At 61.7% G+C, this 19,790-nt stretch carries 16 protein-coding genes and 2 pseudogenes; 8 read left to right on the top strand and 10 right to left on the bottom strand.

Features of this window, described 5'->3' with window-relative positions; translation table 11 throughout:
* Positions 1-330: 330 nt before the first annotated feature.
* From HX839_RS05195 to HX839_RS05175, 5 genes are all read right to left on the bottom strand, one after another.
* A complete protein-coding gene (locus tag HX839_RS05195) occupies positions 331-1,491 on the bottom strand; it encodes a gamma-butyrobetaine dioxygenase (RefSeq protein WP_008430627.1) in 1,161 nt (386 codons plus the stop codon).
* Positions 1,492-1,500: 9 nt separating this feature from the next.
* Positions 1,501-1,977, bottom strand: coding sequence for a thioesterase family protein (locus HX839_RS05190; RefSeq protein ID WP_177066821.1), 477 nt, complete (start codon positions 1,975-1,977; stop codon positions 1,501-1,503).
* A gap of 140 nt (positions 1,978-2,117) precedes the next feature.
* The gene (locus HX839_RS05185; RefSeq protein WP_017476440.1) at positions 2,118-3,083 is read right to left on the bottom strand and encodes an L-carnitine dehydrogenase; all 966 of its coding nucleotides are present in this window, start codon (positions 3,081-3,083) and stop codon (positions 2,118-2,120) included.
* A 157-nt stretch (positions 3,084-3,240) separates the two neighbouring features.
* On the bottom strand, positions 3,241-4,128 hold the full coding sequence (locus HX839_RS05180) for a 3-keto-5-aminohexanoate cleavage protein (RefSeq protein ID WP_003216924.1): 888 nt from the start codon (positions 4,126-4,128) through the stop codon (positions 3,241-3,243).
* Between the two features lie 87 nt (positions 4,129-4,215).
* A complete protein-coding gene (locus HX839_RS05175; RefSeq protein ID WP_003216926.1) occupies positions 4,216-5,160 on the bottom strand; it encodes a choline ABC transporter substrate-binding protein in 945 nt (314 codons plus the stop codon).
* 193 nt (positions 5,161-5,353) lie between these two features.
* On the opposite strand from HX839_RS05175, the gene HX839_RS05170 reads away from it, so the two are divergent.
* Positions 5,354-6,298, top strand: coding sequence for a GlxA family transcriptional regulator (locus HX839_RS05170; RefSeq protein ID WP_003216927.1), 945 nt, complete (start codon positions 5,354-5,356; stop codon positions 6,296-6,298).
* A 139-nt stretch (positions 6,299-6,437) separates the two neighbouring features.
* Here HX839_RS05170 and HX839_RS05165 read toward each other — a convergent pair whose 3' ends face one another.
* Positions 6,438-6,854, bottom strand: a complete 417-nt coding sequence (locus HX839_RS05165; RefSeq protein WP_177020216.1) for a DUF3010 family protein — start codon at positions 6,852-6,854, stop codon at positions 6,438-6,440.
* A gap of 42 nt (positions 6,855-6,896) precedes the next feature.
* Positions 6,897-7,298, bottom strand: a complete 402-nt coding sequence (locus tag HX839_RS05160) for a lysozyme inhibitor LprI family protein (RefSeq protein WP_003216930.1) — start codon at positions 7,296-7,298, stop codon at positions 6,897-6,899.
* Positions 7,299-7,517: 219 nt separating this feature from the next.
* On the opposite strand from HX839_RS05160, the gene HX839_RS05155 reads away from it, so the two are divergent.
* From HX839_RS05155 to HX839_RS05130, 6 genes are all read left to right on the top strand, one after another.
* Positions 7,518-8,495 carry a dipeptidase gene (locus HX839_RS05155; RefSeq protein ID WP_003216932.1) on the top strand — a complete coding sequence of 326 codons (978 nt, stop codon included), beginning with the start codon at positions 7,518-7,520 and terminating at the stop codon, positions 8,493-8,495.
* Between the two features lie 76 nt (positions 8,496-8,571).
* Positions 8,572-9,102: a DUF5943 domain-containing protein gene (locus HX839_RS05150; protein ID WP_008430647.1), complete on the top strand. Its 531-nt coding sequence runs from the start codon at positions 8,572-8,574 to the stop codon at positions 9,100-9,102.
* 15 nt (positions 9,103-9,117) lie between these two features.
* Entirely contained in the window at positions 9,118-11,178 is a 2,061-nt protein-coding gene (dgcA, locus tag HX839_RS05145; RefSeq protein ID WP_177066820.1) for a dimethylglycine demethylation protein DgcA, read from the top strand.
* A gap of 158 nt (positions 11,179-11,336) precedes the next feature.
* Positions 11,337-13,277 (top strand): dimethylglycine demethylation protein DgcB, encoded by a 1,941-nt coding sequence (dgcB, locus tag HX839_RS05140; protein WP_177066819.1) that lies wholly within the window; start codon positions 11,337-11,339, stop codon positions 13,275-13,277.
* Entirely contained in the window at positions 13,277-14,497 is a 1,221-nt protein-coding gene (locus tag HX839_RS05135; RefSeq protein WP_008430652.1) for an electron transfer flavoprotein subunit alpha/FixB family protein, read from the top strand. Before dgcB ends, HX839_RS05135 begins: the two co-directional genes overlap by 1 nt.
* 10 nt (positions 14,498-14,507) lie before the next feature.
* Complete coding sequence (locus HX839_RS05130; RefSeq protein ID WP_102370063.1) at positions 14,508-15,278, top strand: electron transfer flavoprotein subunit beta; 771 nt, start codon at positions 14,508-14,510, stop codon at positions 15,276-15,278.
* Positions 15,279-16,141: 863 nt separating this feature from the next.
* On the opposite strand, the gene gbcA is transcribed toward HX839_RS05130, so the two are convergent.
* Positions 16,142-17,437, bottom strand: a complete 1,296-nt coding sequence (gene gbcA / locus HX839_RS05125; RefSeq protein ID WP_177066818.1) for a glycine-betaine demethylase subunit GbcA — start codon at positions 17,435-17,437, stop codon at positions 16,142-16,144.
* A 280-nt stretch (positions 17,438-17,717) separates the two neighbouring features.
* On the opposite strand from gbcA, the gene gbcB reads away from it, so the two are divergent.
* Complete coding sequence (gene gbcB / locus HX839_RS05120; RefSeq protein WP_003216947.1) at positions 17,718-18,818, top strand: glycine-betaine demethylase subunit GbcB; 1,101 nt, start codon at positions 17,718-17,720, stop codon at positions 18,816-18,818.
* 323 nt (positions 18,819-19,141) lie between these two features.
* Here the strand turns inward: gbcB and HX839_RS05115 are convergent.
* Together HX839_RS05115 and HX839_RS05105 are read right to left on the bottom strand one after the other, a co-directional pair.
* Positions 19,142-19,246: pseudogene (locus HX839_RS05115) on the bottom strand (transposase); the annotation flags it as partial.
* Positions 19,247-19,574: 328 nt separating this feature from the next.
* Positions 19,575-19,673 (bottom strand): annotated as a pseudogene (locus tag HX839_RS05105) (transposase); the annotation flags it as partial.
* Positions 19,674-19,790 lie beyond the last annotated feature (117 nt).

Genomic DNA, 19,790 nt, shown 5'->3' with positions numbered 1-19,790 from the left:
GCCATCACCGAGTCGGCAAGGCCTGAATGCATGAATGTCCGGCACACCTATGAACAGGTCGTTTTCGGCTAACTCGCAAGGCAGGGGAGTGTGCACACTGGCATCAAGCAAGCAGCTTGAAGGTTTGGTCACCCTCGGGATGCGCCGCTCACACAAAGCACTCTGCCCCGATCCTGTCACGGCTGGATCGGGGCTTTTTTTGAGCTGAAATTTGAGGTGAAGCTGCTGGCCCCTTCGCGAGCAAGCCCGCTCCCACATTTGACCGCGTTTTTTCAGGAGGAACTCGGTCAAATGTGGGAGCGTGCTTGCTCGCGAAGGGGGCGCCTCGGTCTACCGCTGCAACACCAATATCCGCGACAACAACTCATCCCGATCGATATAGCAGCCCTGGAAATGCCGCGCGCCGGACGCCGGATCAAACGCATTGCGCGCATGCAGGGTCCGGCGATTATCAAAGCACCACAGCTCGCCCGGATTCAGACGTTTGACCAGTCGAAAACGCTCCTCCCGGGTCATCGCAATAAACCGGCGATAGGCGCGATAGAGCAACGGCATCTGCTCTGCAGGCGCCTCAAACGGCCCGCGCAGAAAGTTGGCCATGCGAATCTCGGCGACTTCACCCAAGGCATCCAGCGCAATGATCGGCGCCAGCCGGCGATAGTCGCTGTGACGGTCCTTGTTGCGAAACTCCACCGGGATCTCGCACAACGCGCGAAAGGCTTCCGGATCTTCGTCCCGCAGCGCCCGCGCAATCGCAAAACCATCGACAAAAATACTCTCGCCCCCGTCGGCGTCGTTCACCAGGCAATGCAAGAACTGCAGCCCGGGTTGCAGCTCCCGCGTCGGCAAATCACTGTGCAGCGGCAGGTTGAATGCCGTGTAGGCGTTGCTGTCGGCATCGGCCTTGGACTGCACGTTGAACAGCACGCCGAAGTTGCTCTCGCGGATGAACGAAATGCGCTTGGCGATCAGCGCCAGCGAGCCAGGTTCGGTGGGCACACCGCGCACTTGGGTGAGGCCGCTGTCACGCAGGGCCAGCAGCCATTGCAGCAGGGCTTTCGGGTCTTCCATCAGCGCTGCGTAGTCGAATACGGGCAGCTCGAACGTACGGTCCCACAGCAGGGATTTCGGTTTGGCAGCCCGGCGTTCGGCGCGGGACTCATCGTCGTAGGCGTGCGCCCGCAACCATCCGGGATCGTATTGGCTGCGATGCCCGCCGCTCCATTCCACTGTCAGCAGACCCTGGTCGATACGTGCACTGAGGGCCGTGAGGTGTTCGTCCACATCGACGATTTCCAGCACCTGTTCACGGGTCACGCTGTAGACGCAAACAGGGCACGGGCAGTTGTCCCGCAGCCACTGGTGATGAAACGGGCTGACCCGCCCATCGGCCCATCGCACACTGAGGTGATCGCCGTGCACCTGCACATCGGCCAGGTCACTGATCAGTGGGTAAGTACGGAAGTCGGCAACAGCGGCGGCGGTTTGCATGGCGATTCCTTATTTTTGGGGTGGCAGTCCAATCACGCGGCCGAGCAGGGCGGGCTTCGGCAGGTCGGTTTGTTCGGCGCTGATGCTGGCAAGCTTGCCCAGCACCGCTTCACTGAATGGCGCCGAGTGCGGCCCGGCGAGGTCGACGTGGAGCAGCATCTGTTCGTTGCCCGCCAGCTCCTTTTCGTCGCCCACCAGGTGCAGGCTGTGATAGAGGTGCAGGCGCTTGCGGTCGTGGGCGATGAGTTGGGTGTGCACCTCGACGGCGGCGCCCAGTTTCACTTCGTGCAGGTAGTTGAGGTGCAACTCCAGGGTGAACAGCGAGTGGCCGCTGGCTTCGCGGTTTTCGCTGTCCAGGCCCAGGGTGTCCATCAGCGCATCGGTGGCGTAGCTGAAAATCAGCAGGTAGAACGCATCGCACAGGTGGCCGTTGTAGTCGACCCACTCGGGGAGGATTTTGGTGGTGTAGGTGGTGAGTGCGGGCATGGTTCGGTTCCCGGTAGGTACGTGATCGTTCCCACGCTCTGCGTGGGAACGCCTCCTGTGACGCTCTGCGTCACGCGTTGGGACGCAGAGCGTCCTGGGCTGCATTCCCACGCAGAGCGTGGGAACGATCTTTACAGGGCTTATTCGGCGAAGGTCATACCGTGTTTTTCCTTGGTGGTCTTCACCGCCTCCAGCACCGCCAGCAGGCAATCATCACGATAGCGCTCCAGCGCCGAAATGCTGTGCTTGCCCAACTGATCGCTGGTGCCGTCCACCACGTCGTCAATCAATTTGTCGGTCAATTCCGGCGCTGGCAGATAGGTCCACGGCAGCTGCAAGGCCGGGCCGAACTGCGCCATGAAGTGCCGCATCCCGGCATCACCGCCCGCCAGCGTATAGGTCAGGAACGTGCCCATGAACGACCAGCGCAAACCGGCGCCAAAGCGAATCGCATCATCGATCTCGCCGGTGGTTGCCACACCATCGTTCACCAGGTGCAACGCCTCACGCCACAGGGCTTCCAGCAGACGGTCAGCGATAAAACCGGGCACTTCCTTACGCACATGCAAAGGGCGCATGCCGAGGGATTCGTACACCTTGATTGCTGCCTGAATCGCTTCCGGCGCAGTGTTTTTGCCGCCTACCACTTCCACCAGCGGCAACAGGTAAACCGGGTTGAACGGATGGCCCACCACGCAACGTTCCGGGTGCGTGGAGCCTTCATAAAACTCGCTCGGCAACAACCCCGAAGTACTCGAACCAATCAACGCATTCGGCTTGGCCGCCGCGCTGATTTTGCTGTGTAACTCCAGCTTCAATTCCAGGCGTTCCGGGGCGCTTTCCTGGATGAAGTCGGCGTCTTTCACGCACTCTTCAATCGTGGCCACAAAGCGCAGGCGATCTTGCGAGGCGCCGGGTGCAAGGCCTTGTTTCTCGAGTGCGCCCCAGGCATTCGCGACACGTTTGCGCAGGGCGGCTTCGGCGCCAGGCGCAGGGTCCCAGGCCACCACGTCCAGGCCGTGGGCCAGGGCGCGGGATACCCAGCCGCTGCCGATAACACCGCTGCCCAGCGCGGCGAAGGTTTTGATTTCAGTGATAAAGCTCATGGCAAATTCCTAAAGAGTTCGGTGATCTCCTGTGGGAGCGGGCTTGCTCGCGAAAGCGGTCTGTCAGTTGATGCATTCGGTGGCTGATCCACCGCATTCGCGAGCAAGCCCGCTCCCACATTTGATTCGGTTCCTGCAGGGCGTCGTGCGGTGTGTCTTAGCCGCGCTTGGTCAGGCCCATCTTCACGCGGCCTTCGGCCGGGGTCATGACCCGCGCACCCAGGCGGCTGAGGATCTCGCTGGCGCGTTCCACCAACTGGCCGTTGGTCGCCAGCACGCCCTTGTCCAGCCACAGGTTGTCTTCCAGGCCGACCCGTACGTTGCCGCCCAGCAGCACTGCTTGCGCCGCCATCGGCATCTGCATGCGACCAATCCCGAAGCCGGCCCACACCGCGTCAGCCGGCAGGTTGTCGACCATGGCTTTCATGGTAGTGGTGTCGGCCGGCGCGCCCCACGGGATGCCCAGGCACAGCTGGAACAACGGGTTGTCGAGCAAGCCTTCCTTGATCATCTGCTTGGCGAACCACAGGTGACCGGTGTCGAAAATCTCCAGCTCGGCTTTAACGCCCAGCTCTTGAATACGTTTGGCGCCAGCCCGCAGCTGGGCCGGGGTGGAGACGTAAATGGTGTCGCCATCGCCGAAGTTCAGGGTGCCGCAGTCCAGGGTGCAGATTTCCGGCAGCAGCTCTTCCACGTGGGCCAGGCGGGTCAGCGGGCCCACCAGGTCGGTGTTGGGCCCGAATTCCATGGGGTTCTCGCCGCCACCGATTTCCAGGTCGCCACCCATGCCGGCGGTGAGGTTGACGATGATGTCGACGTCCGCCTCGCGGATGCGCTCCATCACTTCGCGGTACAGCGCCACGTCGCGGCTGAACTTGCCGGTCTCGGGGTCACGTACGTGGCAATGCACCACGGTGGCACCGGCCTTGGCCGCTTCCACCGCCGCGGCAGCGATTTGTTTCGGAGTGACCGGCACGTGAGGGCTTCTGGCGGTCGTGTCGCCAGCACCGGTGAGTGCGCAGGTGATGATGACGTCGTGGTTCATGAGGCAGGTTCCTTACAGGCGTGATTTTCAGGCGTAGTCATACCGTTCGCAGCCGGGAGCGGCTGCGAAACGGTGATTCAAGACAGGTTATTTGCTGGTCAATTGCAGGTTGGCAGCGGCGGGTTTGCCGTCGAAGGTGGTCACGCCTTCGAGCCAGCGCTGCTGGTCTTGCGGGTGATCCTTGAGCCATTGCCTGGCCGACTCGAAAGCGTCCTTGTGATCCAGCAGCGGCTGCATCATTCGGCTCTCGTCGGCGGCGGTGAAGGTCAGGTTGCTCAGCAACTTGTGCACGTTGGGGCATTGCTCGGCGTAGGTCGGCGAGGTGACGGACCACACGGTGGCCATGCCTTCGTTCGGGCCCAGCGCGTCATCACTGCCGGTGAGGTAAGTCATCGCCACGTTGACGTTCATCGGGTGCGGCGCCCAGCCGAAGAACACCACGGCCTCCTTGCGGCGCACGGCGCGGTCGACGGCGGCGAGCATGCCGGCCTCGCTGGATTCCACCAGTTGGAACTTGCCCAGGCCAAACTGATTCTTGGCGATCATCGCCTTGATCTGGGTGTTGGCGCCCGAGCCCGGTTCAATGCCGTAGATCTTGCCGCCCAGTTCTTTTTCAAACCTGGCGATGTCGGCGAAGGTCTTCAGGCCCTTGTCGGCCAGGTAAGTCGGCACCGCCAGGGTCGCGCGGGCGTCTTCCAGGGACGGCTTGTCGAGCACCTTGACCTGTTTGGCGTCGACAAACGGGGTGATGGTCTGGGTCATCAGCGGGTTCCAGTAGCCCAGGAACATGTCCAGGCGCTGGTCGCGAATACCGGCAAAGATGATTTGCTGGGACGCGCTGGTCTGTTTGGTCTTGTAGCCGAGGCCGTCGAGCAACACTTGAGTCATGGCACTGGTGGCGATTACGTCGGTCCAGTTCACCACGCCCATGCGCACGTTCTGGCAAGAAGCCGCATCGGCTGCCATGACGTTGGTGCTCAAAATGGCGCTGGCGCTGAGTGCGAGCACGCAGCGGCTGATCAGTCGGTTCATGGTGGTTCCCTCGGCAGGTTGTTATTGTGGGTTCCGGCGTCTTTGTGCACCGTGCAGCCAAGTTACGCAGCTTGGTCCCCGACAAAACGCACGGCGGCGACCAGCTCTTGCACTGCAGCGACCTGCCCCCTTGAATGACCGATTGAACTGGCGTATCACAGTGACCACGCTGTCCGTCCTACGAGAGCGCTCCATGTCCCAGGATTTCTACTTTTTGCTGATGCCGGGCTTCTCCGCCATCGGCTTTATCTCCGCGATCGAACCTTTACGTGTCGCCAATCGTTTTCGCGGCGAGCTGTACCGCTGGCACGTCTTGAGCGCCGACGGCGGCGCGGTGCTGGCGAGCAATGGCATGTCGGTCAACGCCGACGCCGCGCTGGAGCCGCTGAAGAAAGGCTCGACCTTACTGGTGGTGGCCGGCTTCGAACCGCTGAAGTTCGCCACGCCCGCACTGGAACACTGGCTGCGCCGCCTTGACCACGACGGCGTGACCCTGGGCGCCATCGACACTGGCGCCTGCGTACTCGCCGAAGCCGGCCTGCTCGACGGCCACCGCTTGACCCTGCACTGGGAAGCCATCGACGCCTTCAAGGAATCTTATCCACAGCTGACGGTGACCCAGGAGCTGTTCGAGATCGACCGCCGGCGCATCACCTCGGCGGGCGGCACCGCGTCCATCGACCTGATGCTCGACCTGATCAGCCAGGCCCACGGGCCAGAGTTGGCGATCCAGGTGTCCGAGCAATTCGTGCTCGGCCGCATCCGCCCGCGCAAAGACCACCAACGCATGCAGATCGCCACGCGCTACGGCATCAACAACAAGAAGTTGGTGCAGGTGATTGGGGAGATGGAACAGCACACGGAACCGCCGTTGAGCACACTGGCGCTGGCGGAGGCGATCAAGGTCACGCGGCGGCAGTTGGAGCGCTTGTTTCGGCTGCACCTGAACGACACACCGAGCAACTTCTACCTGGGCTTGCGCCTGGAGAAGGCCCGGCAGCTATTGCGCCAGAGCGACCTGAGCGTGCTGGAGGTGAGCATCGCCTGCGGCTTTGAGTCGCCGTCGTATTTCACCCGCAGCTACCGGGCAAGGTTTGCCAAGTGCCCAAGGGAAGATCGGCGCCGGGAAGCGGTATGAACACCGCTCTTGAGAACAATACAGATCAAATGTGGGAGCGGGCTTGCTCGCGAAAGCGGTGGATCAGTCGGTACATGTATTGACTGACACACCGCATTCGCGAGCAAGCCCGCTCCCACAGGGGGATGTGCGATGTAGCTTATTTCTTCAGCAGGGCTGAACACGCGGCCTTGTAAGCCTCATGCTGATACTTGTTCAGCGTCGCCGGCAGGGCAAAGTCGTGTTTCTTGTTCTGCGCATTGATGGTCTGCGGCGACAGCAGCGTCACTTCAACGCCCTCCAGCAACTGAAACACACCTTCAATCTTGAACGTAGTCGGGCCACCGGCGAATTCGCCTTTCTTGCTGCGCTTCTTGATGGCGATGCGGCTGATGCCGTTTTCCCGCACAAACGCGCTGACCTGAGTGGCGAAGGCCTTGACGTTGGCCGCCTCATCATCGTCTTCAAGGGCGATTTTCTTGGTGGCCAGGGCTACATGGCCCAATGCCTGACCGTCGAGCGAGGCGACAGCAATAATGGCTTCGCTGCCTTTGATTTCGATGCCGCAGATAGTCATGAATAGCCTTGGTTCTGAGTAGAGAGTGGAGGGGATTGTCGCTTATTCCTGCCCAATCGACTCCAAAAACTCCGACCGTTCATCACTCATCCGCGCCAGACAATCATTCTGCTGGATCGCATATGCCTTGCTTCCCGCCACTGCCGGGAAGGTATCTACAGCGCAATCCGCATCACGTAACTTTTCCCACTTCTGCTGGGCATCCTTCAGACGAGCGGTAATGTCCGCCAGCTGCGTCTTGTTGCTGCCATAGGTCGAACCCATGCGTTCCAGCAGCCCCTGGTAGTTATCCTTGAGCAGTTGTTCGGCGGTGGTTTTGTTGTAGGTGGCGCATTCCAGGGTTTGCTTGTCGTTCTCGATGCCATCGCAGGGCGTGCTGTCGGTGTCTTCAGCGGCGTGTACGCCGGTTGCGATGAGTGCCAAAGCCAGGAAAATCGATTTCATTGCGCCGTCTCATATCAGTTGATGAGCAAATTCTGGCTCAAGCGTAAGACAAAGAACAGACACCCGTCAGAGATGTCATGTTGGCCTTTGTCGCGGATTGACGCTTTCGGCAATTCCCTTGTCGTTTTTGCACCCGGCTCCTTCTGCCCCGGGGCATATGCTGGCCCCAAAGCGCCGGCAGACGATTCGGCGCATGAATCGCCAATAAGGGGACGCCTGATGAGCCCAGCCGAATTGCACGCCGACAGCATCGTTATCGACGGGCTGATCATTGCCAAGTGGAACCGCGACCTGTTCGAAGACATGCGCAAGGGTGGCCTCACCGCTGCCAACTGCACCGTGTCGGTATGGGAAGGGTTCCAGGCCACCATTAACAACATCGTGGCCAGCCAGACCCTGATTCGCGAAAACAGCGACCTGGTGATCCCGGTGAAAACCACCGCCGATATCCGTCGCGCCAAGGAACAGGGCAAGACCGGCATCATCTTCGGCTTCCAGAACGCCCACGCGTTTGAAGACCAGCTCGGCTACGTCGAGATCTTCAAGCAGCTCGGGGTTGGCGTGGTGCAGATGTGCTACAACACCCAGAACCTGGTGGGCACCGGCTGCTATGAGCGCGATGGCGGCCTGTCGGGCTTCGGTCGCGAGGTCGTCGCCGAGATGAACCGCGTCGGCATCATGTGCGACCTGTCCCACGTGGGCTCCAAGACTTCCGAAGAAGTCATCCTCGAATCGAAAAAGCCGGTGTGCTACTCCCACTGCCTGCCTTCAGGCCTCAAAGAGCACCCGCGCAACAAGTCCGATGAAGAGCTGAAGTTCATCGCCGACCACGGCGGCTTTGTCGGCGTGACCATGTTCGCGCCGTTCCTGGCCAAGGGCATCGACTCGACCATCGACGACTACGCCGAAGCCATCGAGTACACCATGAACATCGTGGGCGAAGACGCCATCGGCATCGGCACCGACTTCACCCAGGGCCATGGCCAGGATTTCTTCGAAATGCTGACCCACGACAAGGGCTACGCCCGCCGCCTGACCAGCTTCGGCAAGATCATCAACCCGCTGGGCATCCGCACCGTGGGCGAGTTCCCGAACCTCACCGAGACCCTGCTCAAGCGCGGCCATCCCGAGCGCGTGGTGCGCAAGATCATGGGCGAAAACTGGGTCAACGTCCTGAAGGACGTCTGGGGCGAATAAGCCACCACTCACGCCTCTTTTCCCCCAACCTTATGCGTCGGGGGCTTACCAAAGCATTTTCCGGAGTTAAGTTTCCATGGCCAAGATCGCCCCTCAATTGCCTATCGAAGTCGACAGCGAAACCGGTGTCTGGACCTCCGACGCCCTGCCGATGCTGTACGTGCCGCGCCATTTCTTCGTCAACAACCACATGGGGATCGAAGAAGTCCTGGGCAGCGAGGCCTACGCCGAAATCCTCTACAAGGCCGGCTACAAATCCGCCTGGCACTGGTGTGAAAAAGAAGCTGAATGCCACGGCCTGGAAGGCGTCGCAGTGTTCGAGCACTACATGAAGCGCCTGTCGCAGCGCGGCTGGGGCCTGTTCAAGATCCAGGACATCGACCTCGACAAAGGCACCGCCAGCGTCAAGCTCGAGCACTCGGCATTCGTCTACGTGTACGGCAAGGTCGGGCGCAAGGTCGACTACATGTTCACCGGCTGGTTTGCCGGCGCGATGGACCAGATTCTCGAAGCCCGCGGCAGCAAGATCCGCACCGTTGCGGAACAGGTATACGGCGGCTCCGAAGAGGGCCACGACGACGGCCTGTTCACCGTCAAGCCGTTGTAAGTCGAGGACCCTGCCATGGCTTTCGAAGCAATGTTTGCGCCGATCCAGATCGGCAAACTGACCATCCGCAACCGCGTGCTCAGTACCGCCCACGCCGAGGTGTATGCCACCGACGGCGGTATGACCACCGACCGCTATGTGAAGTACTACGAAGAGAAAGCCAAGGGCGGGATCGGCCTGGCGATCTGCGGCGGTTCTTCCAGTGTCGCCATCGACAGCCCGCAAGGCTGGTGGAAGTCGGTGAACCTGGCGGATGACCGGATCATCCCGCACTTCCAGAACCTGGCCGACGCCATGCACAAGCATGGCGCCAAGATCATGATCCAGATTACCCACATGGGCCGTCGCTCGCGCTGGGACGGCGAGCATTGGCCCACGCTGCTGTCGCCTTCGGGCATCCGCGAGCCGGTGCACCGCGCCACCTGCAAGACCATCGAGCCTGAAGAAATCTGGCGTGTGATCGGCAACTACGCCACCGCTGCGGCACGGGCCAAGGCCGGTGGCCTGGACGGTGTGGAACTGTCAGCGGTGCACCAGCACATGATCGACCAGTTCTGGAGTCCTCGGGTCAACAAACGTACTGACGAATGGGGCGGCAGCTTCGAAAACCGCATGCGTTTCGGCCTTGAGGTGTTGAAGGCGGTACGCAAGGAAGTCGGCCCGGATTTCTGCGTCGGCATCCGTTTGTGCGGCGACGAATTCCATCCGGACGGCCTGTCCCACGAGGACATGAAACAGATCGCCAAGTACTACGACGACACCGGCATGCTCGACTTCATCGGCGTGGTCGGCTCGGGGTGCGACACCCACAACACCCTGGCCAACGTTATCCCGAACATGAGTTATCCACCGGAGCCGTTCCTGCACCTGGCGGCCGGCATCAAGGAAGTGGTCAAGGCCCCGGTGCTGCACGCGCAGAACATCAAGGACCCGAACCAGGCCACGCGCATCCTGGAAGGCGGCTACGTGGACATGGTCGGCATGACCCGCGCCCACATCGCCGACCCGCACCTGATCGCCAAGATCAAGATGGGCCAGATCGACCAGATCAAACAGTGCGTCGGCGCCAACTACTGCATCGACCGCCAGTACCAGGGCCTGGATGTGCTGTGCATCCAGAACGCCGCCACTTCCCGTGAATACATGGGCGTGCCGCACATCATCGAGAAATCCACCGGGCCAAAACGCAAAGTCGTGGTGGTGGGTGCCGGCCCGGCCGGGATGGAAGCGGCGCGGGTGGCTGCCGAACGTGGCCACGACGTGACGCTGTTCGAGAAGAAAGAATTTATCGGCGGGCAAATCACCACTGCATCGAAAGCCCCGCAGCGTGACCAGATTGCCGGGATCACCCGCTGGTTCCAGTTGGAACTGGCACGCCTGAACGTCGACCTGCGCCTGGGCGTGGCGGCGGATGCGGCGACCATCCTCGGCCTGCGCCCGGACGTGGTGGTGCTGGCGGTGGGCGGTCATCCGTTCCTGGAGCAGAACGAACACTGGGGCGCGGCTGAAGGCCTGGTGGTCAGCAGCTGGGACGTGCTCGACGGCAAGGTTCTACCTGGCAAGAACGTGCTGGTGTACGACACCATCTGCGAGTTCACCGGCATGTCGGTGGCCGACTTCCTCGCGGACAAGGGCAGCCAGGTCGAGATCGTCACCGACGACATCAAGCCGGGCGTGGCCGTGGGCGGTACGTCGTTCCCGACGTACTACCGCAGCATGTACCCCAAGGAAGTGATCATGACCGGCGACATGATGCTGGAAAAGGTCTACCGCGAAGGCGACAAGCTGGTGGCGGTGCTGGAGAACGAATACACCGGGGCCAGGGAAGAGCGGGTGGTGGACCAGGTGGTGGTCGAGAACGGCGTGCGTCCGGACGAAGAGCTCTACTACGGGCTCAAGGCAGGCTCGCGCAACAAGGGCCAGATGGACATCGAGGCCTTGTTCGCGATCAAGCCGCAGCCGTGCCTGAGCGAGCCGGGCGAGGGGTACTTGCTGTTCCGCATTGGTGACTGCGTGGCCCAGCGTAATACCCACGCGGCCATCTATGACGCCCTGCGCCTGTGCAAGGATTTCTGACGAGGTGTACTCGGTCAAATGTGGGAGCGGGCTTGCTCGCGAAAGCGGTGTGTCAGCCACTGGATGCATCGACTGACACGCTGCCTTCGCGAGCAAGCCCGCTCCCACATTTCGGGCCAGTTTCACAGTAGACCTGTGTGGTCTTCGGGAGCTTCACCATGTTGAACACCCTTCTTCCCATCCTGCTCTTCGCCGCCCTGGGCCTTGCCGTCCTCGGCGCGCTGCGCCGGGTGAACATGTGGCGCCGCGGCCGGTCCTCCAAGGTCGACTTGCTCGGCGGCCTGTTGGCCATGCCCAAGCGCTACATGGTCGACCTGCACCATGTGGTCGCCCGCGACAAATACATCGCCAACACCCACGTCGCCACCGCCCTGGGCTTTGTGCTCTCGGCGTTGCTGGCGATCCTGGTGCACGGTTTCGGCCTGCATAGCCGCATCCTCGGCTACGCCTTGCTGTTGGCTTCGGTGCTGATGTTTGTCGGCGCCACCTTCGTCTACCTGCGCCGTCGCAACCCGCCTGCACGCCTGTCGAAAGGCCCGTGGATGCGCCTGCCGAAAAGCCTGATGGCGTTCTCGGTGAGCTTCTTCCTGGTGACCTTGCCGGTGGCCGGGATTCTGCCGGCGGACTTCGGCGGCTGGCTGCTCGCCGCGCTGCTGAGCCTGGGCGTGTTGTGGGGCGTGTCGGAAATGTTCTTCGGCATGACCTGGGGCGGGCCGATGAAACACGCCTTCGCCGGTGCCTTGCACCTGGCCTGGCACCGCCGCGCCGAACGCTTCGGCGGCGGCCGTTCCACCGGTTTGAAACCCCTGGACCTCGCCGATAAAAGCGCGCCCCTGGGCGTGGAAAAACCGGCGGATTTCACCTGGAACCAACTGCTCGGCTTCGACGCCTGCGTGCAGTGCGGCAAGTGCGAAGCCGCGTGCCCGGCGTTCGCCGCCGGCCAGCCACTGAACCCGAAAAAACTTATCCAGGACATGGTCGTCGGCCTGGCCGGTGGCACCGACGCCAAGTTCGCCGGCAGCCCGTATCCGGGCAAAGCCATCGGCGAACACGCCGGCAACCCGCACCAGCCAATCGTCAATGGCCTGGTGGACGCCGAGACCCTGTGGTCCTGCACCACTTGCCGCGCCTGCGTGGAAGAGTGCCCGATGATGATCGAGCACGTGGACGCCATCGTCGACATGCGCCGCCACCTCACCCTGGAAAAAGGCGCGACCCCGAACAAGGGCGCCGAAGTCCTGGAAAACCTGATCGCCACCGACAACCCGGGCGGTTTCGCACCGGGCGGGCGGATGAACTGGGCGGCGGATTTGAACCTGCCCTTGCTCAGCGACAGGAAAACCGTCGAGGTGCTGTTCTGGGTCGGCGACGGTGCCTTCGACATGCGCAACCAGCGCACCCTGCGCTCGTTCGTCAAAGTGCTGAAAGCCGCCAAGGTCGACTTCGCCGTACTGGGCCTTGAAGAGCGCGACAGCGGCGACGTGGCCCGGCGCCTGGGCGATGAAGCGACTTTCCAGCTGCTGGCCGCACGCAATATCCAGACCCTGGCCAAGTACAGCTTCAAGCGCATCGTCACCTGCGACCCCCACAGTTTCCACGTGCTGAAAAACGAATACGGCGCCTTCGATGGCAACTACCTGGTGCAGCACCACAGCACCTACATGGCCGAACTGATCGACGCCGGCGCCCTGAACCTGGGCCAGCACAAAGGCAACAGCGTGACCTATCACGACCCGTGCTACCTGGGCCGCTACAACGGTGAGTACGAGGCACCGCGCCAAGTGCTGCGGGCGCTGGGGATCGAGGTCAAGGAAATGCAGCGCTCCGGTTTCCGCTCGCGCTGCTGCGGTGGCGGTGGCGGGGCGCCGATCACCGATATTCCCGGCAAGCAGCGGATTCCCGACATGCGCATGGAAGACATCCGCGAGACCGGCGCCGAACTGGTGGCCGTGGGTTGTCCACAGTGCACGGCGATGCTGGAAGGCGTGGTCGAACCGCGTCCCTTGATCAAGGACATTGCCGAACTGGTAGCTGACGCGTTGCTTGAAGACGCGGCACCGGCCAAGGCGCCGAAACGCGAACCTGCGGAGGTGCATTGATGAGCGACATTATTCGCCGCGACCCACGGGCCGAATGGATCGCCCGTAACCGCCTGCACCCGCTGCACGCGGCGATGCAGCCGGTGCAACACAGCTGGATGGGGCCCAATGGGGTCATCCGCAAGAACGTGCACGGTGTCGGCTTTATCGGCCCCAACGGCATCAAGCGTATTGACCGCAGCGGCGCCCAGCAGGGCGGCGCGGCCAAGCGTACGGCAGCGGTGGAAGTGCAGTTGCCGCTGCATCAGGTACCGGCGCCCGCTTTCTACATCAACGTGGTGCCGGACATGGTCGGCGGCCGCCTGAGCAGCCACGACCGCGACTTGCTGGGCCTGGCCCGGCAGCTGGCCGGCGACGACGGTGCGGTATTGGCCGTGGTGTTCGGCGAACACAAGGAAAACGCCTTCGCCACTGCCGGTGTGGATCGGCTGCTGGTGTTGGACGGGCATGAGTTCGACGGTTATTCACCGGAGCAACGGGTTCACGGTCTGCGGGCTGTGGATAACCAGTTCAACCCGCGCCACTGGTTGCTGCCGGACAGCCGCAGCGGCGGTGGTGAATTGGGGCGGCGCTTTGCCGCGAGCCTCAAGGAGCGCCCGGCCACGCGGGTCTGGCAGATCAAGGGCCAGGAATGTATTGGCCGTGCAGGCGCGGGTCAGGAGGATCTTGCCCGGCCACTGCCACGGATGATCCTGGCTGCGGCGGAGTGCGCCGATCCCGTCAGCGAAACCCGTCACGAAGTGCTGCCGGTGGAGTTATCCACAAGCCTGGCCCGCAGCCTTGCGCGTATCGAAGATTTGGGTGCGGTGGCCGTGGACCCGGCGGCGATTCCCATGGCCGAAGCCGAATTTATTTTCTCCGGTGGCAACGGGGTCAAGGACTGGGCGCTGTTCCACCAGACTGCTGCCGCGTTGGGCGCCACCGAAGGTGCTTCGCGGGTGGCGGTGGACGACGGCTTCATGGCGCGCGATCGCCAGGTCGGCGCCAGCGGTACCTGGGTCACCGCGCGGGTTTACGTGGCGGTGGGGATTTCCGGGGCGATCCAGCACCTTCAAGGCATTGGTGCCTGCGACAAGGTGGTGGCGATCAACCTCGACCCAGGCTGCGACATGATCAAGCGTGCCGACCTGTCGGTGATCGGCGAAAGCGCCGCGATACTGCAAGCCTTGATCGTTGCGGTCGAGGCCTACCGCCACGGTGCCAAGCGCGATGCAGCTTAAGGAAATGGCCATGACGACGAATGTAATCAGCCTGGTGTCCATCGGTGCCCACCCGACTTCAGGCCGCCCACGCCGGGCGGAGCAAGACGCGCGCGCTGTGGAACTGGGCCTGCAACTGGCTGGGGATAACCTGCAAGTGCTGCACGCCGGCGACATCGGCGAACCCACCCTGCGCGCTTACCTGGGCATGGGCTTGCCGCAGTTGCACGTGCTTGAACAACCGGCCGGGGCAGACGCCTTGCCGGTGCTCGGCGACTATCTGCGGGACGCGGGCGCCCAAGTGGTGCTCACCGGCAGCCAGGCGGAAACCGGCGAAGGCTCGGGGATGTTGCCGTTCCTGCTGGCCGAGCAACTGGGTTGGCCGCTGATTGTCGGCCTGGCCCAGGTGGAATCCATCGAAGGCGGCGTGGCCCATGTGCTGCAGGCCTTGCCTCGCGGCCAACGGCGGCGGCTGAAGGTGCGCCTGCCGTTTATGGCCACGGTGGATAACGCGGCGCCCAAGCCACGGCAAAGCGCCTACGGCCCGGCGCAACGCGGTGAGCTGACGGCCCATGACGTCGAGGTGTTGGAGGATGAGTTATTCACAGGCGCTGTATTGCAGCCGGCCAAGCCTCGGCCCAAGCGCCTCAAGGTGATCAAGGCCAAAAGCGGTGCCGACCGGATGAAGGCCGCTACGGCCAAGGCCAGCGGTGGCGGTGGGCAGGTGCTCAAGGGCGTGAGCCCGGAAGCGGGCGCTGAAGCCATTCTTAAATTGCTCATAGAAGAAGGTGTAGTGCGCTGATCCACTGTGGGAGCGGGCTTGCTCGCGAAGGCGGTGTATCAGGTAACTCATGTACCGACTGATCCGCCGCTTTCGCGAGCAAGCCCGCTCCCACACTGTTTTGCGGCGATTGTGGCTTTACCCACAATCCCTGTTAACCCACCTGTGGATAACCTGTTCGCGGCTGTCCACACCCCATGCAAATCAAGCCCTCCAGCTCGCTGTACGAAAAATAACCAACCTAACTGACGGTTTTTCCTTGGGTTTTTCTGTGGATAAGGAAAATGCCCGGGACAGACTTGCCCCCAAAGTCTGTTGGTGCTTCTGTGGATAAGATGTTCGCTATCCGCTGTAGGCCATATAACGCGTGGCTTACAGTGCGTTGATTAAAATGTAACCAATATCGCTATTCCGGCTGGTTTTTGCTCTCAAAGCCGCGATTTTCCTCGGTTTAAGCCGGTTTTCCACAGATGGCCCAAAGTTGCCCCCAAAGTCTGTTGGCGCTTCTGTGGATAAGGTGTTTGCGTTCCTCTGTAGCCCATGCAGGACGTGGCTTTCAGGCTTTAGGTCAAAAAATGATCAATGTGGGATAAAACCGGTACCTTTGAATAAGTCACGGATTTTCTTGGTTTTATTTCGACGGGAAAGCGCAGTTGCCCACAATTGCTGTGGGTGGCTTTGTGGATAAGTTGTTGGGCAATGGCTGGAAGTAAGGCGGGCAGCGATCTGTCAGGGTGTTGGATGAATTTTGCACAGTTACAAATCAGTGTGGGAGCCGGACTTGCCCGCGATGACGGAGTAACAGCCAACAGAGGGGTTGAATGTTAAATCGCTATCGCGGGCAAGCCCGGCTCCCACATTTTGATCGGCGGCGTGTCAGCCGGTTACTCGTGTACGGCGACGCCTTTCAGATACGGCGCTGGCGCCGCCCCCAGGTTGCTCAGCATCCGCTCGCTGTACCAGTCCACAAAGTTCACCACGCCAAACTCATAGGTCTTGGAGTACGGACCTGGCTGATACGCGGTGGAGTTGATGCCGCGCTGGTTCTCTTCGGCCAGGCGACGGTCCTGGTCATTGGTGGCGTCCCACACTTTGCGCATGCGCTCGACGTCGTAGTCCACACCCTCCACGGCGTCCTTGTGCACGATCCACTTGGTGGTGACCATGGTTTCCTGGGCACTGATCGGCCACACGGTGAACACGATGATGTGGTCGCCCATGCAGTGGTTCCACGAGTGTGGCAGGTGCAGGATGCGCATCGAGCCCAGGTCCGGGTTCTTGATGCGGCCCATCAGCTTGTTGCAGCCTTGCTTGCCGTCGAGGGTCATCGACACGGTGCCCTTGAGCAGCGGCATGCGCACGATGCGGTTACGCAGGCCGAAGCTGGCGTGGGCGTAAGGGATCTTTTCGGCATCCCAGGCGGCGGCGGAGGCGGCCACGTGGTCCTTGAAGGCCTGGTCGGCCCGCGGGTCGGTGACGTCGTCCCATTCAAGCAGGGTTTTCAACAGTTCCGGGTGCGACGCGTTGCAGTGGTAGCACTCGCGGTTGTTTTCCAGCACCAGCTTCCAGTTGGCTTTTTCAAACAAGGTGGTCTGGATCGCCACCTTGGTGTTCTCCATGTCGTAGGGTTCCATGTAGTGGCTCAAGGTCGACAGGAAGTCGTCGATGGTCGGCGGGTTCTCCGACAGGCTGATAAAGATGTAGCCACCGGCGGTCTTCACATTCACCGGCTTGAGGCCGTATTGCTTCATGTCGAAGTCGGCGCCCATTTCGGTACCGGCGAACAGCAGGCGGCCGTCCAGTTCATACGTCCACTGGTGGTAATGGCACACCAGCTTGGCGACCTTGCCCTTGTCGCTGGTGCACAAGCGCGAACCGCGGTGGCGGCACACGTTATGGAATGCGTGCACCACACCATCGGCGCCACGGATCACGATGATCGGGTTCTTGCCCACTTGCAGGGTGATGTAGTTGCCCTTGGCGGGGATCTCGCAGGTCATGCCGGCGATCAACCACTCTTTCTGGAAAATTTCCTGCATGTCGATATCGAACAGCCGTTCATCAGAGTAAAACGGCTGTGGCAGCGAAAAGGTCCGCTCGCGTTCTTGCAGCATTTGCGCAGTGGCCTTGCGTGCGGGTTCCAGCGGATCGCCCAAGCTTAAGGTTGCGGTGACGTCCATCGTGTGTGTCCTCATGGCCATTCTGTGTGGCCGGCGAATAGTGGCTAGGTTTTGCAGCAAGGCGTAAAGAAAGCGTCTTTGTTGGGAGCGAGTGTGGGCCCCACAACGGCCAGAACCTTATCCATGAACGACATGGCCCACTCTGTTCCCGACGCGCAACCCCCGTGGTATGGGGGCTGGTCGCGATAAGTATGTGAATGTCGCAGATAGGTAAATGGGTGATTCGCGCGTTACGCAGAATCGCCACCATAAGGCCGATCACACGGCTATGGAGAACAGCATGTCCAACAGCTTCCTGAACCCGGTAACAACCCAGACCTGGGCCAATGGTCGGCACATCGTCCGTTGCGTCAAAGTCATCCAGGAAACCTGGGACGTGCGCACCTTCTGCTTTATGGCCGACCAGCCGATCCTGTTCTTTTTCAAGCCCGGGCAGTTCGTCACCCTGGAGCTGGAAATCGACGGCCAGCCGATCATGCGTTCGTACACTATTTCCAGTTCGCCGTCGGTGCCTTACAGCTTTTCGGTGACCATCAAGCGCGTGCCGGGCGGCAAGGTGTCCAACTGGTTGCATGACACGCTGCACGAAGGCCAGGAGCTGGCGGTGCACGGGCCGGTGGGGCTGTTCAATGCCATCGACTTCCCGAGCCCGAAAGTGCTGTACCTCAGTGGTGGTGTCGGTATTACCCCGGTGATGTCCATGGCGCGCTGGTTCTACGACACCAACGCCAACGTCGACATGACGTTTATCCACAGCGCCCGCTCGCCGAAGGACATCATTTACCACCGCGAGCTGGAGCATATGGCGTCGCGGATTGATAACTTCAGCCTGCACCTGATTTGCGAAAAACACGGCCTGGGTGAGCCCTGGGCCGGTTATCGCGGTTACCTGAACCACAAGATGCTCGAACTGATGGTGCCGGACTTCCTGGAGCGGGAAGTCTTCTGCTGCGGCCCGACGCCTTACATGAACGCGGTAAAGCGCCTGCTGGAAGCCGCCGGCTTCGACATGGCGCGTTATCACGAAGAATCCTTCGGCGCGACGCCACCGGAAGCCCGGGCCGACGCGGTGGAACAAGCCGAACAAGCGGCGGATGCACCGGAGATCGACCTGGCGGACCTGCATCAGGTGGAATTCATTGCCTCTGGCAAGAGCATTCGCGTGGCACCGGGCGAGACCGTGCACGCAGCGGCGGCCAAGCTTGGCCTGCTGATTCCGAAAGCTTGCGGCATGGGGATCTGTGGGACGTGCAAGGTGCTGAAGCTGGGCGGGGAGGTCGAGATGGACCACAACGGCGGGATCACCGAGGAAGACGAAGCCGAGGGTTACATCCTGTCGTGCTGCAGCGTGCCGAAGGGTGATGTGCGCATCGAGTTCTAATGATCGTTCCCACGCTCCGCGTGGGAATGCCTCCTTGGACGCTCCGCGTCCCGTCCCGCTGTGTGACGCGGAGCGTCACGGGCTGCATTCCCACGCAGAGCTTGGGAACGATCAGGCCCAGCGCTGAATCTCGATCAGGCCGTCCGGTCCTGCATAGTTACGGACGTTGGAATACCGCCAGCTCGGCCAAGTCCACACAACCCCGCTTCACAGGAATCGATCGTTCCCACGCTCCGCGTGGGAATGCCTCCTTGGACGCTCCGCGTCCCGCTGTGTGACGCGGAGCGTCACGGGCTGCATTCCCACGCAGAGCGTGGGAACGATCAGGCCCAGCGTTGAATTTCAATCAGGCTATCCTGTCCCGCATAGTTGCGGGCGCTGGAATACCGCCAGTGCTCGGCCAAGTCCACACAACCCCGCTTCACAGGAATCGATCGTTCCCACGCTCCGCGTGGGAATGCCTCCTTGGACGCTCTGCGTCCCGCTGTGTGACGCGGAGCGTCACGGGCTGCATTCCCACGCAGAGCGTGGGAACGATCAGGCCCAGCGCTGAATTTCAATCAGGCCATCCTGTCCTGCATAGTTGCGGGCGCTGGAATACCGCCAGTGCTCGGCCAAGTCCACACAACCCCGCTTCACAGGAATCGATCGTTCCCACGCTCCGCGTGGGAATGCCTCCTTGGACGCTCCGCGTCCCGTCCCGCTGTGTGACGCGGAGCGTCACGGGCTGCGTTCCCACGCAGAGCGTGGGAACGATCAGGCCCAGCGCTGAATTTCAATCAGGCCATCCTGTCCTGCATAGTTGCGGGCGCTGGAATACCGCCAGTGCTCGGCCAAGTCCACATAACCACGCTTCACAGGAATCGATCGTTCCCACGCTCCGCGTGGGAATGCCTCCTTGGACGCTCTGCGTCCCGCTGTGTGACGCGGAGCGTCATGGGCTGCGTTCTCACGCAGAGCGTGGGAACGATC

The organism is Pseudomonas sp. I8001 (assembly GCF_013385345.1).
Taxonomy (GTDB): domain Bacteria; phylum Pseudomonadota; class Gammaproteobacteria; order Pseudomonadales; family Pseudomonadaceae; genus Aquipseudomonas.
The sequence above is the reverse complement of the archived record's forward strand: the minus strand, read 5'-3'. Positions and strand labels throughout refer to the sequence as shown.